This window comes from Erythrobacter sp. SCSIO 43205, from assembly GCF_019904235.1.
Lineage (GTDB): Bacteria > Pseudomonadota > Alphaproteobacteria > Sphingomonadales > Sphingomonadaceae > Erythrobacter.
In genome coordinates this window covers 2,711,931-2,735,137 of the sequence record NZ_CP063202.1, presented here as the reverse complement: position 1 = coordinate 2,735,137, position 23,207 = coordinate 2,711,931, and the positions used below count along the sequence as shown (strand labels likewise).

The following is a 23,207-nucleotide window of genomic DNA, read 5'->3' as shown; positions in this document are numbered from 1 at the left end:
GACGACTCGAAATGGCCGCTTTTTTCCATGAGTGGTCCAACTGCAAAGGACTCTATGGGACGCAGACCCACAGCGAAACCCGCCGGTGCAATTGATCCATCCGTTGTGCCTGCCGCTATCAATTCGGACCAAGCGCCAAACGCAAATGGGCGAGCGCGGGCCGAACTTTCCTTTGAGAACCAATCATTATTGGGCGCGCTCTTCGGGCAGTTTGACGCCAATCTTGTGCAGGTGGAAAACAGGCTGAACGTGTATATTCACGCGCGCGGTGATCAGGTTTTAATCGAGGGCACCGAAGATGCCGTGGCACGGGCGCGCGATACGCTAATGACGATGTATGATCGCCTCGCCATGGGTCAGGATTTGGACGCTGGTGCAATTGAATCGCTGATTGCCATGTCGAACGAGCCCACTTTGGAAGGCATTATCAGCGGCGATACAAAAGAGCCGCCGATCATGATCCGTACGCGGCGCAAGACCATCGTGCCGCGTTCTGCGACGCAGATCACCTATATGCGCAGTCTCGCGCGTGACGACATCATCTTCGCGCTTGGTCCAGCCGGGACGGGCAAAACCTATCTTGCGGTGGCGCAAGCGGTGAGCCAGTTGATGACGGGAAGCGTCCAGCGCCTTATCCTGTCGCGGCCAGCGGTGGAAGCGGGCGAGAAATTGGGCTTCCTCCCCGGCGATATGAAGGACAAGGTCGATCCTTACCTGCGACCGCTTTATGACGCGCTATACGATTGTATGCCGCCAGAGCAGGTGGAGCGCCGCATCGAAAGCGGTGAGATTGAAATTGCGCCGATTGCCTTCATGCGCGGCCGCACGCTTGCAGATGCTTTTGTGATTCTGGACGAGGCGCAAAATACCACACGCGAGCAAATGAAGATGTTTTTGACCCGCTTCGGGCAAAATTCGCGCATGGTCATTTGCGGCGACCCGCGTCAGGTTGATATTCCCGGCGGCGACCGGATGAGCGGGCTTGCCGATGCGGTCGAAAAGCTCGAAGGGGTCGAGGGTTTCGGAACGATCCGCTTTGGGGCAGGCGATGTGGTGCGCCACCCCATCGTGGGACGCATCGTTGAAGCCTATGAAGGTATGAACTGATCCTTAGCGCAATTCGCGCATGGCGATTTTTTCAAGGTATCGCGACATCGCCAAATGGCCTTTTGCGGTAAGGCGCAGGTAAACCTCATCGCTGTTCTCCTCGTCGCGGTAGGCAAAGACCATTTCTTTTTGTTCTAACCGCTCAAGCCAACGCAAGGTTCGTGAAACAGGCATTCGCGATGCAATCGCCAAGCTGTCGACTTTTGCGCCTTTTCCTTGTGCCTGAGTAAAGAACAAAAAGAGCAGAATATCCCAAGCCGCTTCGCCAAGCAGATCTCCCAGTGGCAAATACTCGGCTCGCAATTGCCGTTCTTCAAAAAGGCGACGGGCGGTGTGATTGATGGTGTTGTGATCGATAGTCCGAGGTCGCGGCGCACCATGGCGATCCATTGTGTCTCGTTTCATTTTGCAAGCATCCTCACTCCAAAGCGTGTTTTGGCGCTTGAGAAAACTCAAGGACCATCCCATCCACTAAGTATCTTTGCTTGCCCCATGAATAAGTACGACTGATGCACGCAATGGTTGCATCTGGCGTTATTCCCGACCGAAATAGGCCCAATCTTGCCGCAGTCGCCTGCGGCAGATTTTTAGCCTAGAGCGATAAAGTTTTCATCGCCGGGCTTTCCCAAGGGATAGGGGCGGATATGCACGCCATTGACGAATGTGGTGCCCGGTCCCAGGTTTTGCTTTGGGCCAAGAGGTTGCATTGTCGCTGACAAAAGCGAAGGCAAATTCTTGTGTTGCTCGCTCTGTCTAATCGAGGCTGACAGCGTGAATCTGAGGCCGCCTCTCATGCAATCGTTCAATTTGTGGTCAATGTCTTTGCGCAAGTGCTGGATGATCGATAGCGCTGATTGAGCGCCCACACCGACAAACAGAATTGCGAGCCGATGTTCGCCAATACGTCCGATAATATCGCTTTCTCGTTGGCTTGACCGGACCAGATCGCAAATCTCACGCATGATCCGATCAACCGTGTCGTGCCCCCAATTGTTTTGCAAGCTGTCAAAACGGTCAAATTCAACGATGGCCACGCTTGCAGGCATATTCAGGCGTTGCGCATTGGCCAAAGCCTGCCCGCCATTTTGCTCAAATGTGCGAAGGTCCAGAAAGCCTGAGATCGGATCAATGCGGGCAGAGCTATGACGAATATCAAGAGCTTCCTTGATCGCGATAGCAACAAGAACCCCTCCCAGCATTGCAGTGAGCAAAGTCATAATGACGACATTGACCGCGGCGACTTCGAGTTCTCTTTCAATCAGGGGCGCCAAATCGACGTGAAGCGCCAGCACTACGAACGGGCGGAAGAGGCTAAAGACGGCCAGAAGGCTGATCGTCGTCACCAAAAACCGGTCAAGCAAATCGGTCGAACGCGTGGTCCACAAAATGACCGCTCCAATCCCGAACAAAAGACCGCTGGTGCCATTTTGTATGAGCAAGGCGAGTGAGTGTTCCGATGAGTGAAGGGCATAAAAAAGAGCGACACACGAAACAGCAGAGAGCGTAAGTATCGCGGTGAGCGGTATTTTTTGCCCCAATCGCTTTGCTGCGCCCCAGACAATGGCGATCACACTCAGGCAAGCCAATCCATGAAGCGGCGGGATCGAGATCACCGGGCTTAGTGACGGGATCGCAATATGCACTGACATGGCAAGGAAGAGGGCGAAGAAACCAGCGGCAAAACCGGCCAAATGCGCGCGCGCACGATCAGCCTGCCAAAGGCCTGCGAAAACCACGGCAAAAACGAAAGCGAGTGCCGGCCACACCAGAGCAGCGACTATCTGCATGATTCCCCCTGATTTGTCGCAGATAGCTCAGGGGTTTTCGTATTTCCAGCGAGCAATGTTAAAAACTTGCAATCGAAGGGGCTGTAACACGAGATTTGATGCGCCAGTAATTGCTCTGTTGCATTATTCGATGCGTTGCGCAGACCTGCTTGCAGATCACACGGGCGCGTTATCCTCGCGACAATTGTCCGACTAATTGCTAATCCTCATGCGAGCAGAAGATTGCGTAAGACCCAGAGGGTAAGCGTGCCGTAACGGAAGAGGGTGAGGCGGGATCACTTTGGCGAGAGCCTGAGGGGAAATACGCAAGACTATGCAGGGATATTGCCCTTGCGCGCGGGGAAAGTCTCTAATACGCGCGTCAGCGCATGGAGCGCGCAAGGATGCAACGCGCGCCGAGGCACGGGATGACACAACGCAAATCTGGGATCTGACATGAGCCTATACGACGACTACCTCGCCGAAATCGCAAACCGCCACACGCAAGGCCTCTCGCCAAAGCCGATCGACGATGGCGCGCTTCTCACAGAGATCATCGCGCTTATTCAGGATGCGGGCAATGCCAACCGCGATGATGCTCTGAAATTCTTCATCTACAACACGCTTCCCGGTACGACGAGTGCAGCGGGGGTTAAAGCTGCGTTCCTGAAGGAAATCATCCTTGGCAAGGTAAGCGTTGCCGAGATCACGCCAGAGTTTGCGTTCGAACTTCTTTCGCACATGAAAGGCGGACCATCGGTTGAGGTGCTGCTCGATCTTGCGCTGGGCGAAGACGCAGGCATCGCGGCGCAGGCTGCTGAAGTGCTCAAGACCCAAGTTTTTCTTTACGACGCCGACACAGCGCGCCTTGCTAAAGCTTACGAAAGCGGCAGCGCAGTCGCTCGCGACATCTTGGAAAGCTACGCTAAGGCGGAGTTCTTCACCAAGCTTCCCGACATTGAAGAAGAGATCAAAGTCGTCACCTACATCGCTGGCGAAGGCGATATTTCGACCGACCTCTTGTCGCCCGGCAACCAGGCGCACTCGCGTTCGGACCGTGAGCTTCACGGCAAGTGCATGATTTCACCGGAAGCGCAGGCCGAGATTACTGCGCTTAAGGAAAAGCATCCTGATGCGCGCGTCATGCTGATCGCGGAAAAAGGCACAATGGGCGTCGGATCTTCGCGGATGTCCGGCGTCAACAACGTCGCGCTGTGGGCTGGTAAGCAGGCGAGCCCTTATGTGCCCTTCGTCAACATCGCTCCGGTGGTTGCAGGCACCAATGGCATTTCGCCGATCTTCCTCACCACCGTTGGCGTGACCGGCGGCATCGGCCTTGACCTTAAAAACTGGGTCAAGAAGACCGACGAGAATGGCGAAGTCGTCAAGGATGGCTATGGCGATCCCATTCTTGAACAGGCTTACTCGGTTGAAACCGGCAAAGTGCTGACGATCAACACGCGTGAGAAGAAGCTTTACGAAGGCGACAAGGAGCTCGCCGACGTGTCGAGCGCTTTCACCGCGCAAAAGGTAGAGTTTATGAAGGCGGGCGGTTCTTACGCCGTGGTCTTTGGTAAGAAACTTCAATCATTTGCGCAGATGACGCTCGGCCTGCCGCTCAAATCTGCCTACGCTGCTAATCGCGAAATCAGCCATGAGGGCCAAGGGCTCACCGCGGTTGAGAAAATCTTCAATCGCAATGCCATCGGCACAGAGCCGGGCAAGGTTCTCCACGCCGGTTCCGACGTTCGCGTTGGCGTGAATATTGTCGGTTCGCAGGACACCACGGGTCTTATGACCAGCCAAGAACTTGAAGCCATGGCGGCGACCGTCATCGCTCCCACTGTGGACGGCGCATATCAGTCCGGCTGTCACACAGCATCGGTTTGGGATCAAAAGGCGCAGACGAATATTCCGCGTCTGATGAGCTTTATGAACAAGTTCGGCCTGATCACTGCGCGCGATCCGGAGGGCAATTATCCGCCGATGACCGACGTGATCCACAAGGTTCTTAACGACATCACAATCGACGACCGCGCGATCATCGTCGGCGGCGACAGCCACACGCGTATGTCGAAAGGCGTCGCCTTTGGTGCGGACTCTGGCACGGTGGCTTTGGCGCTCGCAACAGGTGAGGCGACCATGCCAATCCCTGAAAGCGTGAAGGTGACCTTCAAAGGCAAGCTGAAAGACCACATGGATTTCCGCGATGTGGTTCACGCAACGCAGGCACAAATGCTCAAGCAATTCGGTGACAACGTCTTCCAAGGCCGCGTGATCGAAGTGCACATCGGTACGCTGCTGGCGGATCAGGCCTTCACCTTCACCGACTGGACCGCAGAGATGAAGGCCAAGGCCTCAATCTGTATTTCGGAAGATGATACGCTGATTGAATCGCTTGAGATCGCCAAGTCGCGCATTCAAATCATGATCGACAAAGGCATGGACAATGACAAAGGCGTTCTTGCCGGCCTGATCGAAAAGGCTGACAAGCGGATCGCTGAGATCAAGTCCGGCGAAGTGCCAGCGCTGCGCCCTGACGCAAACGCGAAATATGTCGCGGAAGTGGTGGTCGATCTTGACGTTATCAATGAGCCAATGATCGCCGATCCTGATGTAAACAATAACGATATTTCAAAGCGTTATACCCATGATACGATCCGTCCAATCTCTTATTACGGTGGTGAGAAGAAGGTCGATCTGGGCTTCATCGGGTCATGTATGGTGCACAAGGGGGACATGAAAATCCTCTCTGAAATGCTCCAGAACCTTGAAAAACAACACGGCAAGGTTGAGTTCAAGGCGCCGCTCGTGGTGGCACCGCCTACCTACAACATCGTCGACGAGCTTAAAGCAGAGGGCGATTGGGATCTGCTCACCAAATACGCCGGTTTCGAGTTTGACGATACGAACCCGAAGAATGCGGCGCGCACTGAGTATGAAAATATGCTCTATCTTGAGCGTCCGGGCTGTAACCTGTGCATGGGTAACCAGGAGAAGGCGGCGAAGGGTGACACGGTGATGGCAACCTCGACGCGTCTGTTCCAGGGCCGCGTTGTTGAAGATGCCGCGGATAAAAAGGGCGAGAGCCTGCTTTCCTCGACGCCGGTCGTGGTGCTTTCAACCATTCTTGGCCGCACGCCAACGATTGATGAATACACAGCAGCCGTGGAAGGCATCAACCTCACGAGCTACGCGCCGCCTACCGAAGGCTTCTAAACCCTAAAACACTGCGCTTTGAAGACGGGCGGGGGCGCAAGTCTCCGCCCGTTTTTGCTTTGCGCCGCGTAAAAATAGTCCAACGTTCTGGACGCAATTGACCGTCAAATGGGAGCGTTATCAACCGCGCCAGAAGCCTGGTGAAACCTCAAGCGGCTTCGGCTGGGCAATAGCGCGACAGGTAGTCGCCATGCCCCGGCATTTGCTGGACAAGGAAGCGGATGGAGCGTTCCATCTCGTCGATTTCCTTGCGCGCTTCAGGTCCGTCGATCGATTCAGCCATCGGGTTATGGCCGCCCATCTTGATGCCTTGTCCCATCATCACCGCAGCCCAGGATGTGTCGGTGAACAGCTCGTCTTCCTCACGGAAGATTTGCCCATTGGCTTTGAAAATCTCGACCTTCTCGGTGAGGGTGTCGGGCACGTCCATCGTGCGCACATAATTCCAGAAGTCTGAATCGGTGCGCTGGGTCGCGTTGTAGTGAAGGATGAGGAAGTCGCGGATGCGCGCATATTCCCGGCCTGTCAGGCGGTTGAACGTATCCTGCTGTGCCTGTGTGATCCCTTCAAGCGATAGCAAGGACAAAAACTTGTCGATGCCGGTGTTGATGAGGTGGATTGAGGTTGATTCGAGCGGCTCCATAAAGCCAGCAGCCAGCCCCAAGGCGACCACATTCTTATTCCAGAATTTTTTGCGGCGACCGGTCACAAAGCGCAGAAAATTGGGGTCTGCCTGAGGCTTGCCGGCGATATTTCCCAGAAGAATATCAAGCGCTTCCTGATCTTCCATATACGCGCTGCAATAGACGTGGCCATTGCCGTTGCGGTGTTGCAAAGGGACCTGCCATTGCCAGCCAGCACTGTGCGCGGTTGCTCTGGTAAAGGGCGGGGGCGGGCTTCCATCTTCGCGCAGGCACGGCAAGGCTACCGCGCGGTTGCAGGGGAGCCAGTGGGTCCAATCCTCATAGCCTGTTCCAAGCGTTTGTTCGATCAAAAGCCCACGGAAACCCGAGCAATCGACGAACAGATCGCCTTCTAGAGTGCGCCCATCATCCAAAGTGACGCTTGTGATGAAACCCGTCTCAGGGTTTTGCGCTACATCAGACACTTTGCCTTCTTCGCGCACAACGCCGCGCGTTTCTGCATATTTGCGCAAGAAAGCGGCGTATTTTCCTGCGTCAATGTGATAGGCATAATTCATCGGGGGCAGGTCTTCGCGCTGATAGTCCTGCGTCCTTGCAAACTTGCCGAAATAGGCTGCCATGGTTTCCAGATTGAACGCCTGGATCGGGCGTTTGTCCCCGCCTTGCGCCATCTTGTGCCAGACATGATGGAACGCAATCCCGCCCATCGCATAGCCATAGGCGCCGAAGGGGTGGATATAGCTGTCGCCAAGATTACCCCAGTTTTCAAACTGAATACCCAGCTTGAAAGTGCCCTGGATTGAGGCCAGCATTTCAGCTTCGTCAATCCCCAGCAAATCGTTGAAATCTACAAAAGGCGGGATCGTTGCTTCGCCCACGCCGACGGTTCCGATTGCCTCTGATTCGACCAGGGTAATATCGAGGGTGCGGCCAAATTTGAGGCGCGACATGGCTGCTGCAGCCATCCAACCCGCTGTTCCGCCGCCGACAATTACGATCCGCTTGATACTCATTTTCCCTCCCGAACTCCCCGATTTTTGCCCATTTGCAGGCTGAGCTACGGGCGTCGCTGTTGCTTGGATGCCACAATGCAATGTGAACAGAATATTGCAAGTCTTGAGAACGCTCTCAATTTGCGCTAGGCGATTGTCCAAGCCGAGCCAAGAGAAGAGTGTCGGCATCCATTGGGAAGGGATCAGGGTAAGATGAAAGCATCTCCAATTGCGCCTTCGCGGCGCATTTCTGCATTGACCACCGCTTCAGGGCTCGCTTTGTCCATGGCGATTGCCGCCCCGGCATTTGCGCAGGACAATGAAGCAGGAGCGCCCGCTGAAGAAGCGACCAGCGAAGAGAACGTTATTTTTGTTGATGGCTTCCGCGCATCGCTCGAAAGCGCGCAGAACATCAAAGAGAACGCTGACACTTTCGTCGATGTTATTACCGCAGAAGACATTGGCGCGTTGCCTGACCGTTCGGTTGCTGAAACGCTCCAGCGTATTCCGGGCATCACCATTGGCCGGTTTGAAAAGACCACTGACCCCGACCGTTTCTCGGTTGAGGGTACGGGCGTTATCATCCGCGGTCTTCCCTATGCGCGCTCGCAACTGAATGGCCGTGACATCTTCTCGGCGAACGGTGGCCGCGTGCTTAGCTTTAACGACGTGTCGCCTGAGCTGCTTGGGCGCGTCGAGGTGTTCAAGAACGTGACCGCTGACATGATCGAAGGCGGCGCTTCGGGTACGGTCAACCTTGTAACGCGCAAGCCTCTCGACACGGGCGGCACGAAGATTGCGGGCACCGTCGGGGTCAACTACGGCGACTTCCGCGGCAGCACTTCGCCAGAGTTCTCGCTGCTTGGTTCGACAGTTTGGGAAAGCGAAGCTGGGTCTTTGGGCTTCCAACTTGCCTATGCGCAATCGGAATTGAAGAGCCGCACTGACGCGAGCCAGATCACCGATCCATGTTATCGCGATCCTGACCTAAGCGGCGGATGTTTCCGCGCTCAAGATGTGAACTCGGGCGGCTTCTTTGGCCCGATCCTCGCTGACGAAGGCAATTTCCCGCCAGCAGGATCAGTCCTTGTCCCGCGCGGGGCAGGTGTGCGTACCACCAATCTCGACCGTGACCGCGAGGCGTGGTCAGCGGTGATGCAATATGAAGATCCCACCGGCGACTTTATCGCAACATTTGAGTGGCTTCGTGCAGAGACGACCTTTGCGACGGATGAATATTCGCTCGTCTCGCTGGTCAATGACAATGCGCTCAACCCGACCGCTCGTGCCGGGTCGGATTTCACTTACGATGAGAATGGCTTCTTCCAAAGCGGCACTCTGACGCAGCGTGTGGGCGATGCCTATGCAACGCCATTTGGCCGCGGTGGTATCCCGTTGGAGGCCCTGCGCTTCCAGCGTGCCACCCAAGCGGTGACCGAGGATTTCTCGTTTGACGTCAAATGGAACGTCACCGATCGCTTCCGCGTGAACTTCGAGGCGCAGACCATTTCGTCTGACCTGCGTCGCGATTCCATCATCGGGGCGATGAACACCTGGGCGGATGTCTCGATTGATGCGAGCGGCACCGTGCCTCAGGTACAGTTCCTTGCGCCGCAAGGGTCGCCAGACGATTATTTCACCAGTGGTTTCTACCAGTACTACTGGTTCGGCCTCGACAGCGCGGAGCGCAATGAGGGTGATCTCGACAGTCTGCGTTTCGATGCTGAATATGACATCAGCGACGATGGCTTCTTCAAAGCGGCGCGTTTTGGTGCGCGCTGGGCTGAACGTGATCGCACGACCCGCAACACCAACTTTAGCACGTGGGGCAACTTGTCCGCGCCTTGGGCTGGCCGTGCAGGCTGTGCGCCTTGGAACGCTGGTCCGGGTTGCGCGGCAACCGGTGGCTTCCAACCGGGCCGTTTCTTTACCGGACTTCCGGGTCAAGAGTTCGCAATCGCAGGCGGCGCCTATCAGGATGAATTCCCCGAATTCTCCCAATTGCGCAATGTCTTTGCCGACAACTTCCAGCGTGATGGCGTGCCGGCTCCTCTGCCCGAAGGTGGCACTTTCTTCTACGGCGGTGATGACTTCCTTCAGGATTACCTGTCCGGTCAGGTTGACCGCGAGTTTGAAGAACTGGCGACGTTCAGCCAGACCCCCGAGTTCGGCAACTATGGTATCCGCGGCCGCGAAGGCGCGGTCGATGGCGTCTTCCTGCCCGGTGATATTTCGGAAGTGACCGAGATTACCAAGGCTGCCTACGCTCGGATCGATTACGGCCATGACTTCAGCAATGGCTGGAACATCGAAGGTAACTTTGGTCTTCGCTATGTCGAAACCGAAGTGCGCCGTGTTGGCGGCATCCAGTTGCCTGATCCAAGCCGTTTTGACGGGCCGCAAATCGCAACGTCGAACAATGACGGCGTTGTAACACAGGACGAAGTTCTCGCATTTTGTGACCCGACAGAGCTCCAAAACCTTCGCAGATCAGGCCAAGGTTCGCAGCGCGGCTTCTGTGAGCTGAGCCCGGACCTGCTGTCGCAGTTCGTCTCTGCACATACTGGCGAAGTGATTGTTGATAACGAGCCCATCACATTCAACCACTGGCTGCCAAGCTTCAATGCGAAGCTGGATGTGGGCGATGGCTTGCTGTTCCGCGCTGCGGTTTCGCGCAATATCGACCGTCCAGACCTCCAATTCTATCGCTCAAGCGGTGGGCTTGGCGACCTGACCGACTCGCTGATTTCGATTGACGGTGACGGCCTGGTGACAGAAGTTCGATCAGGTCCGCTGTTTGGTCTTCAAACGGGTAACCGCAATCTTTTGCCCGTGTCGATCTGGAACTACGACCTTTCGGCTGAGTGGTATTTCAACGCGGTCGGCTCGATCACGGCCACCGTGTTTGCCAAGGACGTGAAGGGCTTCATCGACAGGGAGTTCACCACTGTCAGCTATCCAACCCAGACGGCTGGCAATCTGGATGTGCAGGTCGATGGTCCGGCTAACACGCAGGACGGTTGGTTGACCGGCTTTGAATTTGCCTGGCAGCAAACCTTCGACTTCCTGCCAGGACCGCTCGACGGTTTGGGTATGGCAGCCACCTACACCTATGTGGATGCTGGCGACTTCTCCAACCCGCTTCTCGCCGCAGCAGGCCAGTCCTCTGTGACAAGCGCGTCGGGCGAGCTGAACGCCGGACCATTCGTCGCAGATCAGCCTTTGGCTGGTGTGTCGAAGCACGCTGTCAACGCCACGATCTTCTACGAGAAATACGGCTTCTCTGCTCGTGCCGCCTACAACTGGCGTTCGGCCTTCCTGATCACGGTTCGCGATGACATCTATCCGTTCTCGCCAATCTGGCAGGAGGCAACCGGACAGCTTGATGCCTCGCTCTTCTACGATGTGACGGACAACATCAAAGTGGGCGTCCAGGGCGTGAACCTGCTCGATGAAGTGACCGAGACAAGCCAGGTTGTTGATTACACCGGAAACCGTGTCACACGCTCGGCCTTCCGCAATGACCGCCGCTACACCTTCCTTGTTCGCTTCGATTTCTAAAGCGACACGAACTTAGCGCCAGTTCCTTAATGCGAATGGCGCCAAAAGGGGGCTTTGCTTGAGGGGGCAAAGTCCCCTTTCTTTTGAGAGTTTTCTCTTGAAAGGACGGTGATTGGGGAGCGAAGAAGAGCTATCCCCGATTGTCTCTCAACCGACTGGATTACCGCACGCCAATGCGTTAGCGGTTAAGCCCGTAGGGAGCTTAAGGGATCAAGCTTCAGGGAAGGATTTGGTAGAGTGGCACGCACTCGAAAATCGGTAACAATCCGTGACGTGGCCGAAGATGCAGGGGTGTCCCTGCAAACGGTGAGCCGCGTGGTGAATGACGGGCCCAATGTCCGGCCCCATATGCGCGACAAGGTGCGCGCTTCGATTGAGCGGCTGGGATATGTCCCATCGCTTGCCGCCCAGCGGATGAGCGGGTCGAAATCCTATATCATTCTGGCGCTTAACGACCGTGAACGCACGCTCGCCGATTGGCGTGAGCGGCAAGGGACGGACTGGGTCGACCAAATGCTGCTCGGCGGAATCCTGAAATGCTCAGAGCATGGCTATCGCATGATCGTGGAACTGGTCGATACGCGCAGCGAGCACGTGGAGCGCGAATTGGATGCGGCCATCGCCGCGCTTCAGCCTGATGGCGTTGTGCTCACCCCGCCGCATTCGGAGAACGCTCTGATCACCAGTCTACTGGCACGGCGCGGTATTCCATTTGCGCGCATCGGGTCGAAGGAAGAAGGGCCGGGCGTGCCCCTGACGATGGGCGATGAGGGGGCTGCTTATGACGCGACAAAGCGCCTGATAGAGCTTGGCCACACGCAAATCGGGATTATCGCTGGCCCGCGCGAATATTCGCTAAGCGAATGGCGGGTCGAAGGCTGGCGCCGCGCGATGGCGGACCATGGCCTGAACAGCGAGGGTTTAAAAGAGCGCGGCGATTTCAGTTACGAATCCGGCACCACGGCGACACGCGCATTGCTCGACCGCAATCCCCGGCTCACTGCGCTGATTGGCAGCAGCGATCAGATGACTTTGGCCGCATTGGAGGTGACCCGCGACCGGGGCCTTCATGTGCCGCGCGATTTCTCGCTGATCTCGTTTGATAATACGCCCATCGTGCGCTTTTCCCAGCCGCCTTTGACCGCCATCGATCAACCCATTGCTGAAACCGTGTCCAAGGCGGTCGAACATCTAATCACCCAGCGTAAGGACGCCGTCCCGGGCGATGTGATTGATGTGCCCGCCCGCCTTGAAGAGCGCGCATCCATAGGGCCTGCGCCGAGAGCCGCTTGAGCAATCAAATCCCCGCAGCAAAGCCTCAGCCGCTTTGGTTTCTGGCGCTGTTTGCGCTCGCGGCAGGTGGTGGCGCGATTGCTTATGTCCCTTTTTTGACGGTGCTTTTGCCGCTCAAGATCACCGCGCTTGTGGGAAGTGAGGACGTGCCCGCTCTGGCGCGGGTGACGTTCTATGGCGCCGTGGTCGCGAGCATTGCAAACATCGTATTCGGTATGCTGAGCGACCGCAGCAAAACGAGATTGCCGTGGATTGTCACCGGTCTGATTTCGTCCGGTTTGTTGATGATTGCGGTAGATTATGTCGGTGATGTCAATCAACTCATACTCCTGACAATGGCATGGCAGGTCGCGCTCAATATGATGTTGGGTCCGCTCATGGCATGGGCTGGGGATTTGTTCCCAGATAGTCAGAAGGGGATGCTTGGAGGGGCGCTTTCCTTTGCCCCTGCGCTGGGCGCTCTTTCCGGGTCGTTTGTCACGATAGATGCGCTGGTGCCTGCCCAATCGCGTCTTGCCGTTGTCGCAAGTCTGGTGGCCATGCTCATATTACCTGCCATTATCGCAGGACGTTCTCGCACACGGCCACAATTGATGGAAAGCTGTGTGTCCCAACCCGCAATCAGAGACGTGGTCCCCCACTCGCGCCGCACACTGGCTGTTATGTGGGCAGCGCGCTTTCTGGTTCAGATCGCGGAGGCCGGATTGTTTGCTTTCATGCTGTTCTGGTTGCGCTCGATTCAGCCCAATTTTCACGAAAATTCTGTCGCCAATACGTTCAGCGCGATCCTTGTTCTGTCAGTCCCGCTGACGCTTTTGCTGGGGCGATGGTCAGACCGCGCGCGGCGTCCGATTCTGCCGCTTACCGCCAGCGCATTTGTGTCCGCTATCGGCCTTGTGATCATGGCCTGGACCGGCAATCTGACGATTGCGGTTGCCGGTTTCGTGATCTTCGGCAGCGCTGCCTCCGTATTCCTGTCCCTGCACTCAGCCCAGACCTTGCGCGTCCTTCCTGAACCGCGTCATCGTGGGCGAGACATGGGCGTGTTCAATCTGACGAACACTGTCCCGTCATTGGTCATGCCGTGGCTTACACTCGCCTTGGTGCCCGGCTTCGGCTTTACGGTTTTGTTTGCCCTGTTTGCCGTATTGTCCATCGCTGCAGGCGCGCTTTTAATGACCATTCCTGTGCGAAAATGATGGCTTTTTGCTTGCAATAGTCGGGCCCTTTTGTAGGGTCTTGATAACGTTCTCATTTGGGATTTGAGATGCGAAAAGTCTTTGGGAGGGACTTACCAATAATGCGTATGAATGCTCGGGGCCTTGTCCTTGGCACAGCTTTGGCTGGCGTGCTGTCTGCTTGCACCAATTCCTCGCTCAACACGGCCAGTAGCGAGGCGGTACAGGCACCCGCTGCTCTGTCCACGCAATCGGCTGCTGATCCGGTTGCAGACCTGCTCTCGCGGATGAGTGTCGAGCGCAAAGTCGCACAGATCGTGATGCCTGATATCAGCTCGATCACTCCGGCGGATGTCGAGAAATATCGTTTTGGCACGATCCTCAATGGTGGCAATTCTGGCCCCAATAACAATGACTTTGCGCCCGCTCCCGAATGGCTCGAATTGGCGGATGCTTATTGGGATGCCTCGGTAAAGCCGCTTTCGGGTGGCGAGCCTGCCATCCCTGTTTTGTGGGGGACTGATGCGGTGCACGGCCATGCCAATGTGATCGGTGCGACAGTTTTCCCTCACAATATCGGGCTTGGCGCGACAGGGGACGCTGACCTTATTCGCCGGATTGGCGCGGCGACAGCGATCGAGATTGAGGCAACAGGCATCGAGTGGACTTTTGCGCCCACTGTGGCTGTGGCGCGCGATGACCGCTGGGGCCGCACATACGAGAGTTACTCAGAAAACCCGGAGCTCGTCTCAAAACTCGGCGTCGCCATGATCGAGGGGCTTCAAGGGCGTCCGGGCGATGCCAATTACCTTCGCGAAGGCAAAGTTGCTGCAACGGCCAAGCACTTTTTTGGCGATGGCGGTACAGAGCAGGGTGTTGACCAAGGCGACGTGAACGGCGATCTGGCCGAGCTTATGGCGATCCACGCTGCACCATACCCTGCGGCGATTGATGCAGGGGTTGCGAGCGTGATGGCGAGCTTCAACTCAATCAACGGCACCAAAATGCACGGTAATGAGCCGCTTTTGAACGGCGAATTGCGCGGCAATCTTGGCTTTGAAGGGCTCACGGTTGGCGACTGGAACGGGCACGGGCAGATCAAAGGCTGCACCAATTCCGATTGTCCGCAAGCGCTTCTGGCTGGCCTTGATGTTTACATGGTGCCCGAAGATTGGAAGGCGCTTTACGAAAGCCTGCTTGCCCAGGTTGCCGACGGGACAATTCCGATGGCGCGCCTTGACGAGGCGGTTGCGCGGGTTCTCCGGCTGAAACAGCAATTGGGAATGTTGGACGAAGAGGTGCGCCCGTCAGAGCGTTTGAACGCGGGGCAGTGGGAGTTGCTCGGCCATCCCGACCACCGCGCGATTGCGCGTGAGGCGGTTGCCAAATCATTGGTCTTGCTCAAGAATGATGGCGTTCTTCCGGTCAAGGCGGGGGCAAATATCGTCGTTGCCGGCACGGCTGCTGACAACATTCCGCAGCAAGCGGGCGGTTGGTCTGTCACCTGGCAGGGCGGGGGCGAACTTACCGCTGATGATTTCCCCGGTGCGACCTCCATATTTGAAGGTATTAAGGCGGCTGCAAATGCATCGGGAGGCACAGCCACACTCAGCGTCGATGGCACGCTTGCCGATGGCGCAAAGCCCGATGCTGCCATCGTGGTTTTCGGCGAAGAGCCCTATGCCGAATTTGTCGGCGACCGTAAGGATTTGGTCTTCCGCGATGAGGAAGGGTTGGAGCTGCTTCGTCGCTACCGCGAGGCGGGGATCAAAACCGTCGCCGTATTCCTGTCGGGCCGCCCCATGTGGATGAACCGCGAAATCAACGCTGCCGACGCATTTGTCGCAGCATGGCTTCCGGGAAGCGAAGGGGCAGGGGTTGCTGATGTGCTTTATGGTGAGCGCGATGCGACAGGGCGCTTGTCGTTCACCTGGCCTGCGACTTGTGAGGGCAATCCCATAAATTCGCCAGAAGGCGCGCTTTTTCCGTTCGGCTTTGGCCTGTCCTACGGTGCGTCGAGCGAGCTTGCGACACTGGATGAAACCTGCGACGTTTTGACCAAAGGCGGGGCCGAAGAATGGTTTGCTGCCGGTCGCCTCGCTGACCGGGTCAAGGCGCTTTCCAAGGGGACCGAGCTTCCTGACCTTCGAGGTCGTGCTGGCGGCGTTGTTGCCATCGGTGTTGACCGCAATGCACAGGAAGATGCGCGGCAAATTACTTTCGGCCCGCAAACGGCGCTTGAGCTGAGCGGTCCACAAGGCGGCAACGCTTACCGCATCGAATATCTTGTGAGCCAACGGCCAGCGGGCCCAGTGGTTCTGCAAAGCGGGGGCGCCAGCCTTGATATTTCGCAAGAACTTCTGGTTGCAGAGGGCAAGGGTTGGCGCGAAATGGTGGTGACAGAACAATGCCTTGCAGGGCTCAATAACGCACTCACCATTGCATCAAAAGCGCCATTCGCCATTCAGATTTCAAGCATAGCGCGCGAAGATGCGGCAGAGGGAATGGAGTGCTCGTTCTGACAACACGGGCTCTTTAGATAAAACAAGACGGGGAGAGGCGGCGGTGACGCTGGAGACAATCGATATCATCATCATTGCAGGCTATGCGATCGCATTGCTCGGCATTGCATTGTTTGTAAGCCGCGAGCCTGCGGGCCATGCAAAGGACACTGAGGATTACTTCCTTGCTGGCCGCGCTTTGCCGTGGTGGGCGATTGGCGCATCCTTGATCGCCTCGAACATCTCGGCTGAACAGATTATCGGGCAATCGGGACAAGGCTTTGCCGTGGGCGTGGCGATTGCGGCCTATGAATGGCAGGCGGCTATCGTCCTGCTTATCGTCGCGAAATTCTTCCTGCCGATCTTCTTGAAGCGCCGCATTTACACCATGCCGCAGTTCTTGCAGCAACGGTATGGCGACGGCGTTAAGAACCTGATGAGCGTTTTTTGGGTCGCGCTTTACACGGCGGTAAACCTCACCACGGTGTTGTGGCTTGGCGGTCTTGCGGTGCAATCGCTGACCGGGTGGGGGATCATGTATTGCATGATGGCGCTCGCCGGATTTGCCGCGCTTTATTCACTTTACGGCGGGCTAAAAGCGGTTGCGCTCACTGATATTATTCAGGTCGTGATCCTGATCCTTGGCGGCCTTGCCATCACGTGGTTTGCATTGGACGCTTTGCCTGCGGACGGCGCATTGGCGGGCTTTGGCTATCTTATGCAGGAGATGCCGGGCCACTTTGAAATGATCTTGGAGCCAGAGCATCCGGCGTATTCCGATCTGCCGGGAATATGGACGCTGCTTGGCGGCCTTTGGGTTCTGCACTTCAGCTATTGGGGTTTCAACCAATACATCATCCAGCGTGCGCTGGGCGCGGAGAATTTGGGAGAAGCGCAAAAGGGGCTTGCCTTTGCTGCTTTCCTCAAGATCCTTGTGCCCTTCATTGTGGTCGTGCCGGGCATTGCGGCGGTCATTCTGGCGCAGCAAGGAGTGCTGAACGCAGAAGCGCTCGCAGATAAGTCAGACCGCACCTATGGCGAACTGATGGCCTTTGCGCCCGCAGGGCTTCGCGGGCTCGTTTTCGCAGCCCTGATCGCAGCGGTGGTATCCTCGCTTGCCTCGATGATGAACTCGATCTCGACGATCTTCACGATGGACCTTTATAAAGCCGCGCGCCCTGATCGCGGCGACCAGCATTACGTGACCGTTGGACGTATCGCTGCGTTTAGCGCGATGGCAATCGCTCTGGTGCTTGCCCGGCCGTTTATCGGCGGGTTTGAAAGTGGGTTCCAGACGGTTCAGGAATACACTGGCTTTATTGCACCCGGTATCGTGGTCGTGTTCTTGCTCGGCTTCTTTGACAAGAAGACCAATGCAGCGGGCGCTTTCACTGCTCTCATCGGATCGTTGATCGTGAATATCGCGCTCAAATTCGGTTTGCCCGACGTGCCGTTCATCATTCGGATTTGGTTCGTGTTCTTGGGTGCTATCGTTGCGGCGGCTGTCGTCTCGCGCGCAACCGCCACTCCGGATGAAGAGCGCACGGTCAAGCTTTCTGACATCGCCTTTGCGACGAGCACGCTGTTCAACACGCTCGCTGCGATTACCGTTGCGCTATTGATCGGGCTTTACGTCTGGCTCTGGTAGGCGGCGCGACCTTTGCCCCCCATTAAAGGTGTATTCGGGGCGGCTGCGATGCGATACCTTTGCCAGAAGGTGATCGCCTCCGCGGCCGACCCTTGCCCTGCCTTTCCACGAACGCTCCTGAGCACTATTTTGTGCCAAAGTGACATAGTGCACTTTTCGCTGCTGACGGACTTGTACATTGTCCATAGAGTAGGTCAGACAGGTTGAGCGAAGAGCGGTGCCAAGTTTGCTCTTGTCCAATTTGTACTATTCTGGCGGCCTCTCTGGCCTTAGGTAGCCAGCAGGTTAGGGGTGTCGCGCGTTAGGATTTGGCTTTTCTGCCTCGTGATGAGGCACGCGTGCTGCACGCATATAGGGGGTAAATGTGGGGGGATATTCCACCAGAGTTTCCGCGGTCCTTCTGGGACTTGCCGTGTCGGTTACATCTGCGTCCGCGCAGAGCGGGGCGGTGCTGACAAGAGACAGTTTCCCGATCGGCGACAGTGACGGCATCTTGTGCCAGGTTCAAGATCGCAGTCTCGGCAATCCGGCAAGCCAATCCATCTTCGACCGCCGCTGGGTGATTGTATGCCGCGATAGTCCGCGCCCTATTGCTGAGGTTTTTGCCTTCAAAAGCTTCAATTCGCAGGCTCAGGATGCGCTTCGCTCGATGCGCCGGTTTGCGGTCACGTGTCCAGGCGATGCCGCTTCCTCTGCAGGCCCCGTCGCCGGTTCGCAAAAACAAAGCTGCCAAGTCGATGACACGCAGCTGGGATGGAGCCAGATTACCGCGCAATCGGGGGGCATGACCTATTACGCCGAAGGGTATTCGGCCTATGACGATGCAACGCAGCTTGCTCTTCAATCGGTGATCGACAATGCCATCGCTCAAGGCACGATTGCTGTTGCATCAACCAATGTTTCCGATCCCTTGTCCTTTGCAAGAGTGCAGGCCGAAACTCTCAAGCCCGAACAGGCATTGGCCGAAGGCTACCGCCGCAATCTGGCTGGTGAATATGCTGAGGCAGCGGCCTATTTTGAAACGCTTCAGCAGCGGCTTCAGGACGATGGTGATGCGGCGATCAACCCGGGTGAGTTTTTCGTCAACCGCGCCTTGCAGAAAAGCAATCTGGGTGAATTTGCCGTGGCCAGCAGGCTGTTTGAGCGCGCCCGTCAATTTGGCGGTGATGACCCGATTACTGCGCGGCTCCTGCGCAATTTCGAAGCGATCCATCTCTTGAATCAGGGATTCGGCGAGGCCGCGATTGAGCGTGTGTCGCAAGAGCTTCCCGATAGCGCGGTTGGCGCAGGGACACTCGCCGGCGAGCTTGTGATCACGGTTCCCATTTCCGAGCGGCTCAACCGAGAGCAGGAGACAGGCTTCCTGTTTGGCGTTGTCGATGAGCTTAGCTTGACACCCGAAGAGCGCGCGCAAATCATCGATGCGCAGGCCCTGCAAATCCGGGGTACGGCGCGGCGTCTGGGCGGTGATCTCGAAGGTGCCCGGGCTGATTTGATTGACGCTTATTCACAAGCCTTGGCTGTGCGCGACGGGCGGGTTACCTCCATCACGCGTCTTCGCACCCAAGTGCTTGGCGACCTGGCGCTCATCGCGGAGCGTCAAGGCAATTCTGCTTTTGCTGAAGCCTATTTGCGCAATGGTTTGGCGCTTGTGCGCGCCCAATATCCCGAACGCCGCGCAGTAAGCGCATCGGAGGCTCAGCTTGCCTCCTTCCTCCTTCGCGAAGAGCGCGAGGCAGAGGCCTTGGCGCTTTATGGTTCGGTCATTGACCGCGCGATCGGCAAACGCAATGCGACAGTGGGGTTCGCCAACCAGTTGGAACCATATTATTCGCTTCTGGCAACGCGTGTTGGCAGCGATGAGGGGGCGGCCAATGACTTTTTCAAAGCTGCTCAGGTTCTTGTCCGGCCCGGCGTTGCTGAAACACAGGCCGTGCTTGCGCGCCGCCTGAGTGCAAACTCGGACGAAGCATCGCGCCTGTTCCGCCAGTCGGTTGACCTTGGGCGCGAGATTGAGCGTGCGCGTATCCGCTTTGAAGCGTTGGCAGCGCAACCCGATACCGCCGACAATCGCCGCCGTGCAGGCGAGCTTTCGGCTCAGATCGACAATCTGGAGAACGCGCAAATCCAGACACAGGCGCAACTGAACGCATACCCGCAATACCGGGTGGTGTCGCAGTCCGCGCTGGAGCTTGATGAGTTCCGCGCGGCCCTTAAACCGGGTGAGGCTTACACGCGGCTCGCTGTGGTAGGTGATGACGTTTATGTCTTCTACACAGACAGCAAGACGGCTAAGGCTTACCGCGCGCCGATCACAAATGCACAGCTTGACGCGAGCGTGGATGCGATCCGCGATTCCATCGCTATTGTGGACGCTGACGAAGTCCTGACCCTGCCGTTCGAAATCGGGCAGGCGCGCGAGCTTTACAAGACGCTGTTTGGTCCGATTGCAGCCCAGCTTGAAGCGGCCAATCACCTGATCTTTGAACCCGATGGGGCAATGCTGAGACTGCCCCCGGATCTTCTGGTCACCGATGATGCGTCGGTGGAGCGCTATGAGGCACGGCTTTCCGGCCCGATGGCAGATGAGTACGACTTTACTGGCGTTGCCTGGCTTGGCCGTGGCCGAGCGGTCAGTACGGCTGTTTCTGCCGAAGCTTTCGTGCAATCGCGCAAAGCATCCAATTCACGCGCGCAGCGGCAATATGTCGGCTTTGGCGAAAATGCTCCGGTTGGCGCTAATTTGCCAGCGAGCTTTATCTCCAGCACTGAGCGCGCAGAACTCGATTGCTTCTGGCCTGCCAATCAGTGGAACGAGCCGATCAGCGCATCGGAATTGCGCACAGCAGCCGGGATTATCGGTTCTGATCTGGCGCAGGTTGTCACGCAGGAAGGCTTTACCGATGTAGGCATCACCCAGCGCGGCGATCTTGATGAATACCGCGTCTTGCACTTTGCCACGCACGGTCTGGTCACGCCTCCTGATCCCCGGTGTCCTGCAAAGCCTGCTTTGGTCACGTCATTTGGCGGTGCCGGGTCTGATGGCCTTTTGAGCTTCGAAGAGATTTTCGAACTCGATCTTGATGCCGACCTCGTGATCCTGTCAGCCTGCGATACCGCCGGCGGTGCCAGCATCGAAGCGACCAGAGCAGCGGGCCTTTCGACGGGTGGCGGCTCTGAGCTTGAGGGGCTGGTGCGTGCCTTTGTCGGGGCGGGTGGCCGGGCCGTTATGGCGAGCCATTGGCCGGTGCCCGATGACTTCAACGCGACCCAGCGCTTGATGACAGAAATGTTCCGGCGCGGTGAAGGGCAAACGATCGGCAATGCTCTTGGCCAATCGCGCCAGCTTTTGATGGACGATGCCGCAACCTCTCACCCGTTCTATTGGGCAGCCTTTGCGGTGATCGGCGATGCGACCCGTCCGCTGTTGTCCTCGCAAATGCAATCAAACAACAATGACCTCGCCTTTGCGGCTGACACGGTGGAGGCGAAGTAATGGCTGGTCTTGTTATGAAATCTTCAGCGGCAATGGCCGGTGCCATGGTGCTGGCAAGCGCGTTTCCAGGCGTTGCCCAAGCGCAAGGTCAGATTGCTCCCACACGCGAGGAAATTGATCGGCGCACTATCGAAGATCAATTGCGCCAGCGGCCTTCGCCTGTATCGGTAGAAGGTGACATCGAGCGCGCTCCTTGCCCGCTCGCAGCGCCGCAATTTGCCGACCTTACATTCACCTTCGCCGCGCCAGAGTTTACCGGCCTAGGCCCGATTGACCCTGCGCTGCTTGCGGCGAGTTATTCCGACTATATCGGGCAGGAAATCCCGCTTGCGAGGATCTGCGATATCCGCGACCGCGCCGCAACGATCCTGCGCAGCGAAGGCTATCTCGCCGCGGTTCAGGTTCCGGTCCAGACGATCGGGGAAGGCAAGGTCAAATTCGACGTACTGCTTGCCCGGATGAAAGGCGTCCAGGTGCGCGGCGATGCAGGCGCATCAAGCGGGGCGCTTCGTCCCGTCCTCGATAAACTCGCAGCACAAGATGTGTTCAACTCCAAAGATGCTGAGCGCTATTTGCTGCTTGCGCGCGATATTCCCGGCCTTGATGTGCGCCTCACATTGCAGCCGCTGGCCAAAGAGCAGGGCGGCAATCCGGGCGATGTTGTGGGCGTTTTTGACGTGGTGCACACGCCGCTTCTGATCGATGTGAATGTCCAGAATTTTGGCAGCCGCGAAATCGGTCGGTTTGGCGGGCTTGCTCGGGTGCGCCTTAATGGCCTTACCGGTCTTGGCGATGAAACCATGATCAGCGGCTATGCCACCCATGACTTTAGCGAGCAGCTCGTACTATCGGGCCATCACGAGTTCAAAGTGGGCTCAGAAGGGCTGACGTTCGGACTGTCGGGAACGCGCGCATGGTCGACCCCTGAAATTCCCGGTGGGCCCAATGTATTTGACACCGACACCTTTGTCGCATCGCTCTATGCCCGCTATCCGATCATCCGCTCGCAACAACGCAATCTGAGCCTTTCAGCAGGTGGTGACCTGATCGACCAAAGCGTCGATTTCACTGACCTTGATTTTAGCGAAGACAAATTGCGCGTGGCGTTTGCACGGCTCGATTTTTCCAAGGTGGATGAAGACAGCATCAACGGGCGCGGTGGTTATACCGTGTTCGAACCCAAAATCGCCTATCAGGCATCGCTCGAAGTGCGCCAGGGCCTTGATGCGTTTGGAGCATCGCCGTCATGCGGCGTGAACTTTGCGGTGTGCACTGCGCCCGGCGCTGTTCCGCTCAGCCGTCTTGATGCCGATCCAAGCGCCTTCGTCCTTCGCGGCGATTCCTTCTTCACCTATCGCCCGGCGCCAACATTCGGCTTCACCTTGCGAAATCGCTTTCAGCATTCCTCTGCGCGTCTGCTTGGATACGAGCAATATTCAGGCGGTAACTTCACGGTCGGGCGCGGATATGATCCGGGCGCGATTATCGGTGACAAGGGTTATGGCTTCCAATTTGAAGCCTTTGCTGGCTCACTCATTCCGGAATCGCCGGACGGGGTCGCGGTTCAGCCTTTTGCCTTTGTCGATTACGCGCGCGTCGAATTGAACGATGCGGCTGATACGTCTGACAGCCTGACCTCGCTTGGCGGGGGAATGCGAATGGTCATCGGGCGGCAGGCGCTGTTCGACCTGTTCGCAGCGGTGCCGCTGGAAAGAACCAATCTTCAAACAAGCAAAGGCGATCTGAGAATTCTCGGGACGCTTACGGTGCAATTGCAGCCCTGGTTCAATTGATCAGGTGCG

At 57.0% G+C, this 23,207-nt stretch carries 12 protein-coding genes; 9 read left to right on the top strand and 3 right to left on the bottom strand.

All coding sequences use genetic code 11. The annotated features are described in order from the left end of the window. Positions 1-54 precede the first annotated feature (54 nt). A complete protein-coding gene (locus tag INR77_RS12910) occupies positions 55-1,107 on the top strand; it encodes a PhoH family protein (protein WP_223071437.1) in 1,053 nt (350 codons plus the stop codon). 3 nt (positions 1,108-1,110) lie between these two features. Here the strand turns inward: INR77_RS12910 and INR77_RS12905 are convergent, their stop codons facing one another. Both INR77_RS12905 and INR77_RS12900 read right to left on the bottom strand, forming a co-directional pair. Next, positions 1,111-1,512, bottom strand: coding sequence for a hypothetical protein (locus INR77_RS12905; RefSeq protein WP_223071436.1), 402 nt, complete (start codon positions 1,510-1,512; stop codon positions 1,111-1,113). A gap of 182 nt (positions 1,513-1,694) precedes the next feature. Further along, positions 1,695-2,894 (bottom strand): GGDEF domain-containing protein, encoded by a 1,200-nt coding sequence (locus INR77_RS12900; protein WP_223071435.1) that lies wholly within the window; start codon positions 2,892-2,894, stop codon positions 1,695-1,697. A 435-nt stretch (positions 2,895-3,329) separates the two neighbouring features. Between INR77_RS12900 and INR77_RS12895 the strand changes: the two genes are divergently transcribed. Beyond that, positions 3,330-6,092: a bifunctional aconitate hydratase 2/2-methylisocitrate dehydratase gene (locus INR77_RS12895; RefSeq protein ID WP_223071434.1), complete on the top strand. Its 2,763-nt coding sequence runs from the start codon at positions 3,330-3,332 to the stop codon at positions 6,090-6,092. A gap of 148 nt (positions 6,093-6,240) precedes the next feature. On the opposite strand, the gene INR77_RS12890 is transcribed toward INR77_RS12895, so the two are convergent. Further along, the gene (locus INR77_RS12890) at positions 6,241-7,749 is read right to left on the bottom strand and encodes a tryptophan halogenase family protein (protein ID WP_223071433.1); all 1,509 of its coding nucleotides are present in this window, start codon (positions 7,747-7,749) and stop codon (positions 6,241-6,243) included. A gap of 192 nt (positions 7,750-7,941) precedes the next feature. Between INR77_RS12890 and INR77_RS12885 the strand changes: the two genes are divergently transcribed. The 7 genes from INR77_RS12885 (at position 7,942) to INR77_RS12855 (ending at position 23,198) form a co-directional block, all read left to right on the top strand. After that, positions 7,942-11,289 carry a TonB-dependent receptor gene (locus INR77_RS12885; protein ID WP_223071432.1) on the top strand — a complete coding sequence of 1,116 codons (3,348 nt, stop codon included), beginning with the start codon at positions 7,942-7,944 and terminating at the stop codon, positions 11,287-11,289. 237 nt (positions 11,290-11,526) lie between these two features. Beyond that, positions 11,527-12,582: a LacI family DNA-binding transcriptional regulator gene (locus tag INR77_RS12880; RefSeq protein ID WP_223071431.1), complete on the top strand. Its 1,056-nt coding sequence runs from the start codon at positions 11,527-11,529 to the stop codon at positions 12,580-12,582. Beyond that, entirely contained in the window at positions 12,579-13,781 is a 1,203-nt protein-coding gene (locus INR77_RS12875) for an MFS transporter (protein ID WP_223071430.1), read from the top strand. The genes INR77_RS12880 and INR77_RS12875 overlap by 4 nt, the downstream gene beginning before the upstream one ends. A 101-nt stretch (positions 13,782-13,882) precedes the next feature. Further along, a complete protein-coding gene (locus INR77_RS12870) occupies positions 13,883-16,282 on the top strand; it encodes a glycoside hydrolase family 3 protein (protein ID WP_255573782.1) in 2,400 nt (799 codons plus the stop codon). 43 nt (positions 16,283-16,325) lie between these two features. Continuing rightward, on the top strand, positions 16,326-17,909 hold the full coding sequence (locus tag INR77_RS12865) for a sodium/solute symporter (protein ID WP_223071429.1): 1,584 nt from the start codon (positions 16,326-16,328) through the stop codon (positions 17,907-17,909). 364 nt (positions 17,910-18,273) lie between these two features. Then, a complete protein-coding gene (locus INR77_RS12860; RefSeq protein WP_223071428.1) occupies positions 18,274-21,405 on the top strand; it encodes a CHAT domain-containing protein in 3,132 nt (1,043 codons plus the stop codon). Further along, a complete protein-coding gene (locus tag INR77_RS12855) occupies positions 21,405-23,198 on the top strand; it encodes a ShlB/FhaC/HecB family hemolysin secretion/activation protein (protein ID WP_223071427.1) in 1,794 nt (597 codons plus the stop codon). Before INR77_RS12860 ends, INR77_RS12855 begins: the two co-directional genes overlap by 1 nt. Positions 23,199-23,207 lie beyond the last annotated feature (9 nt).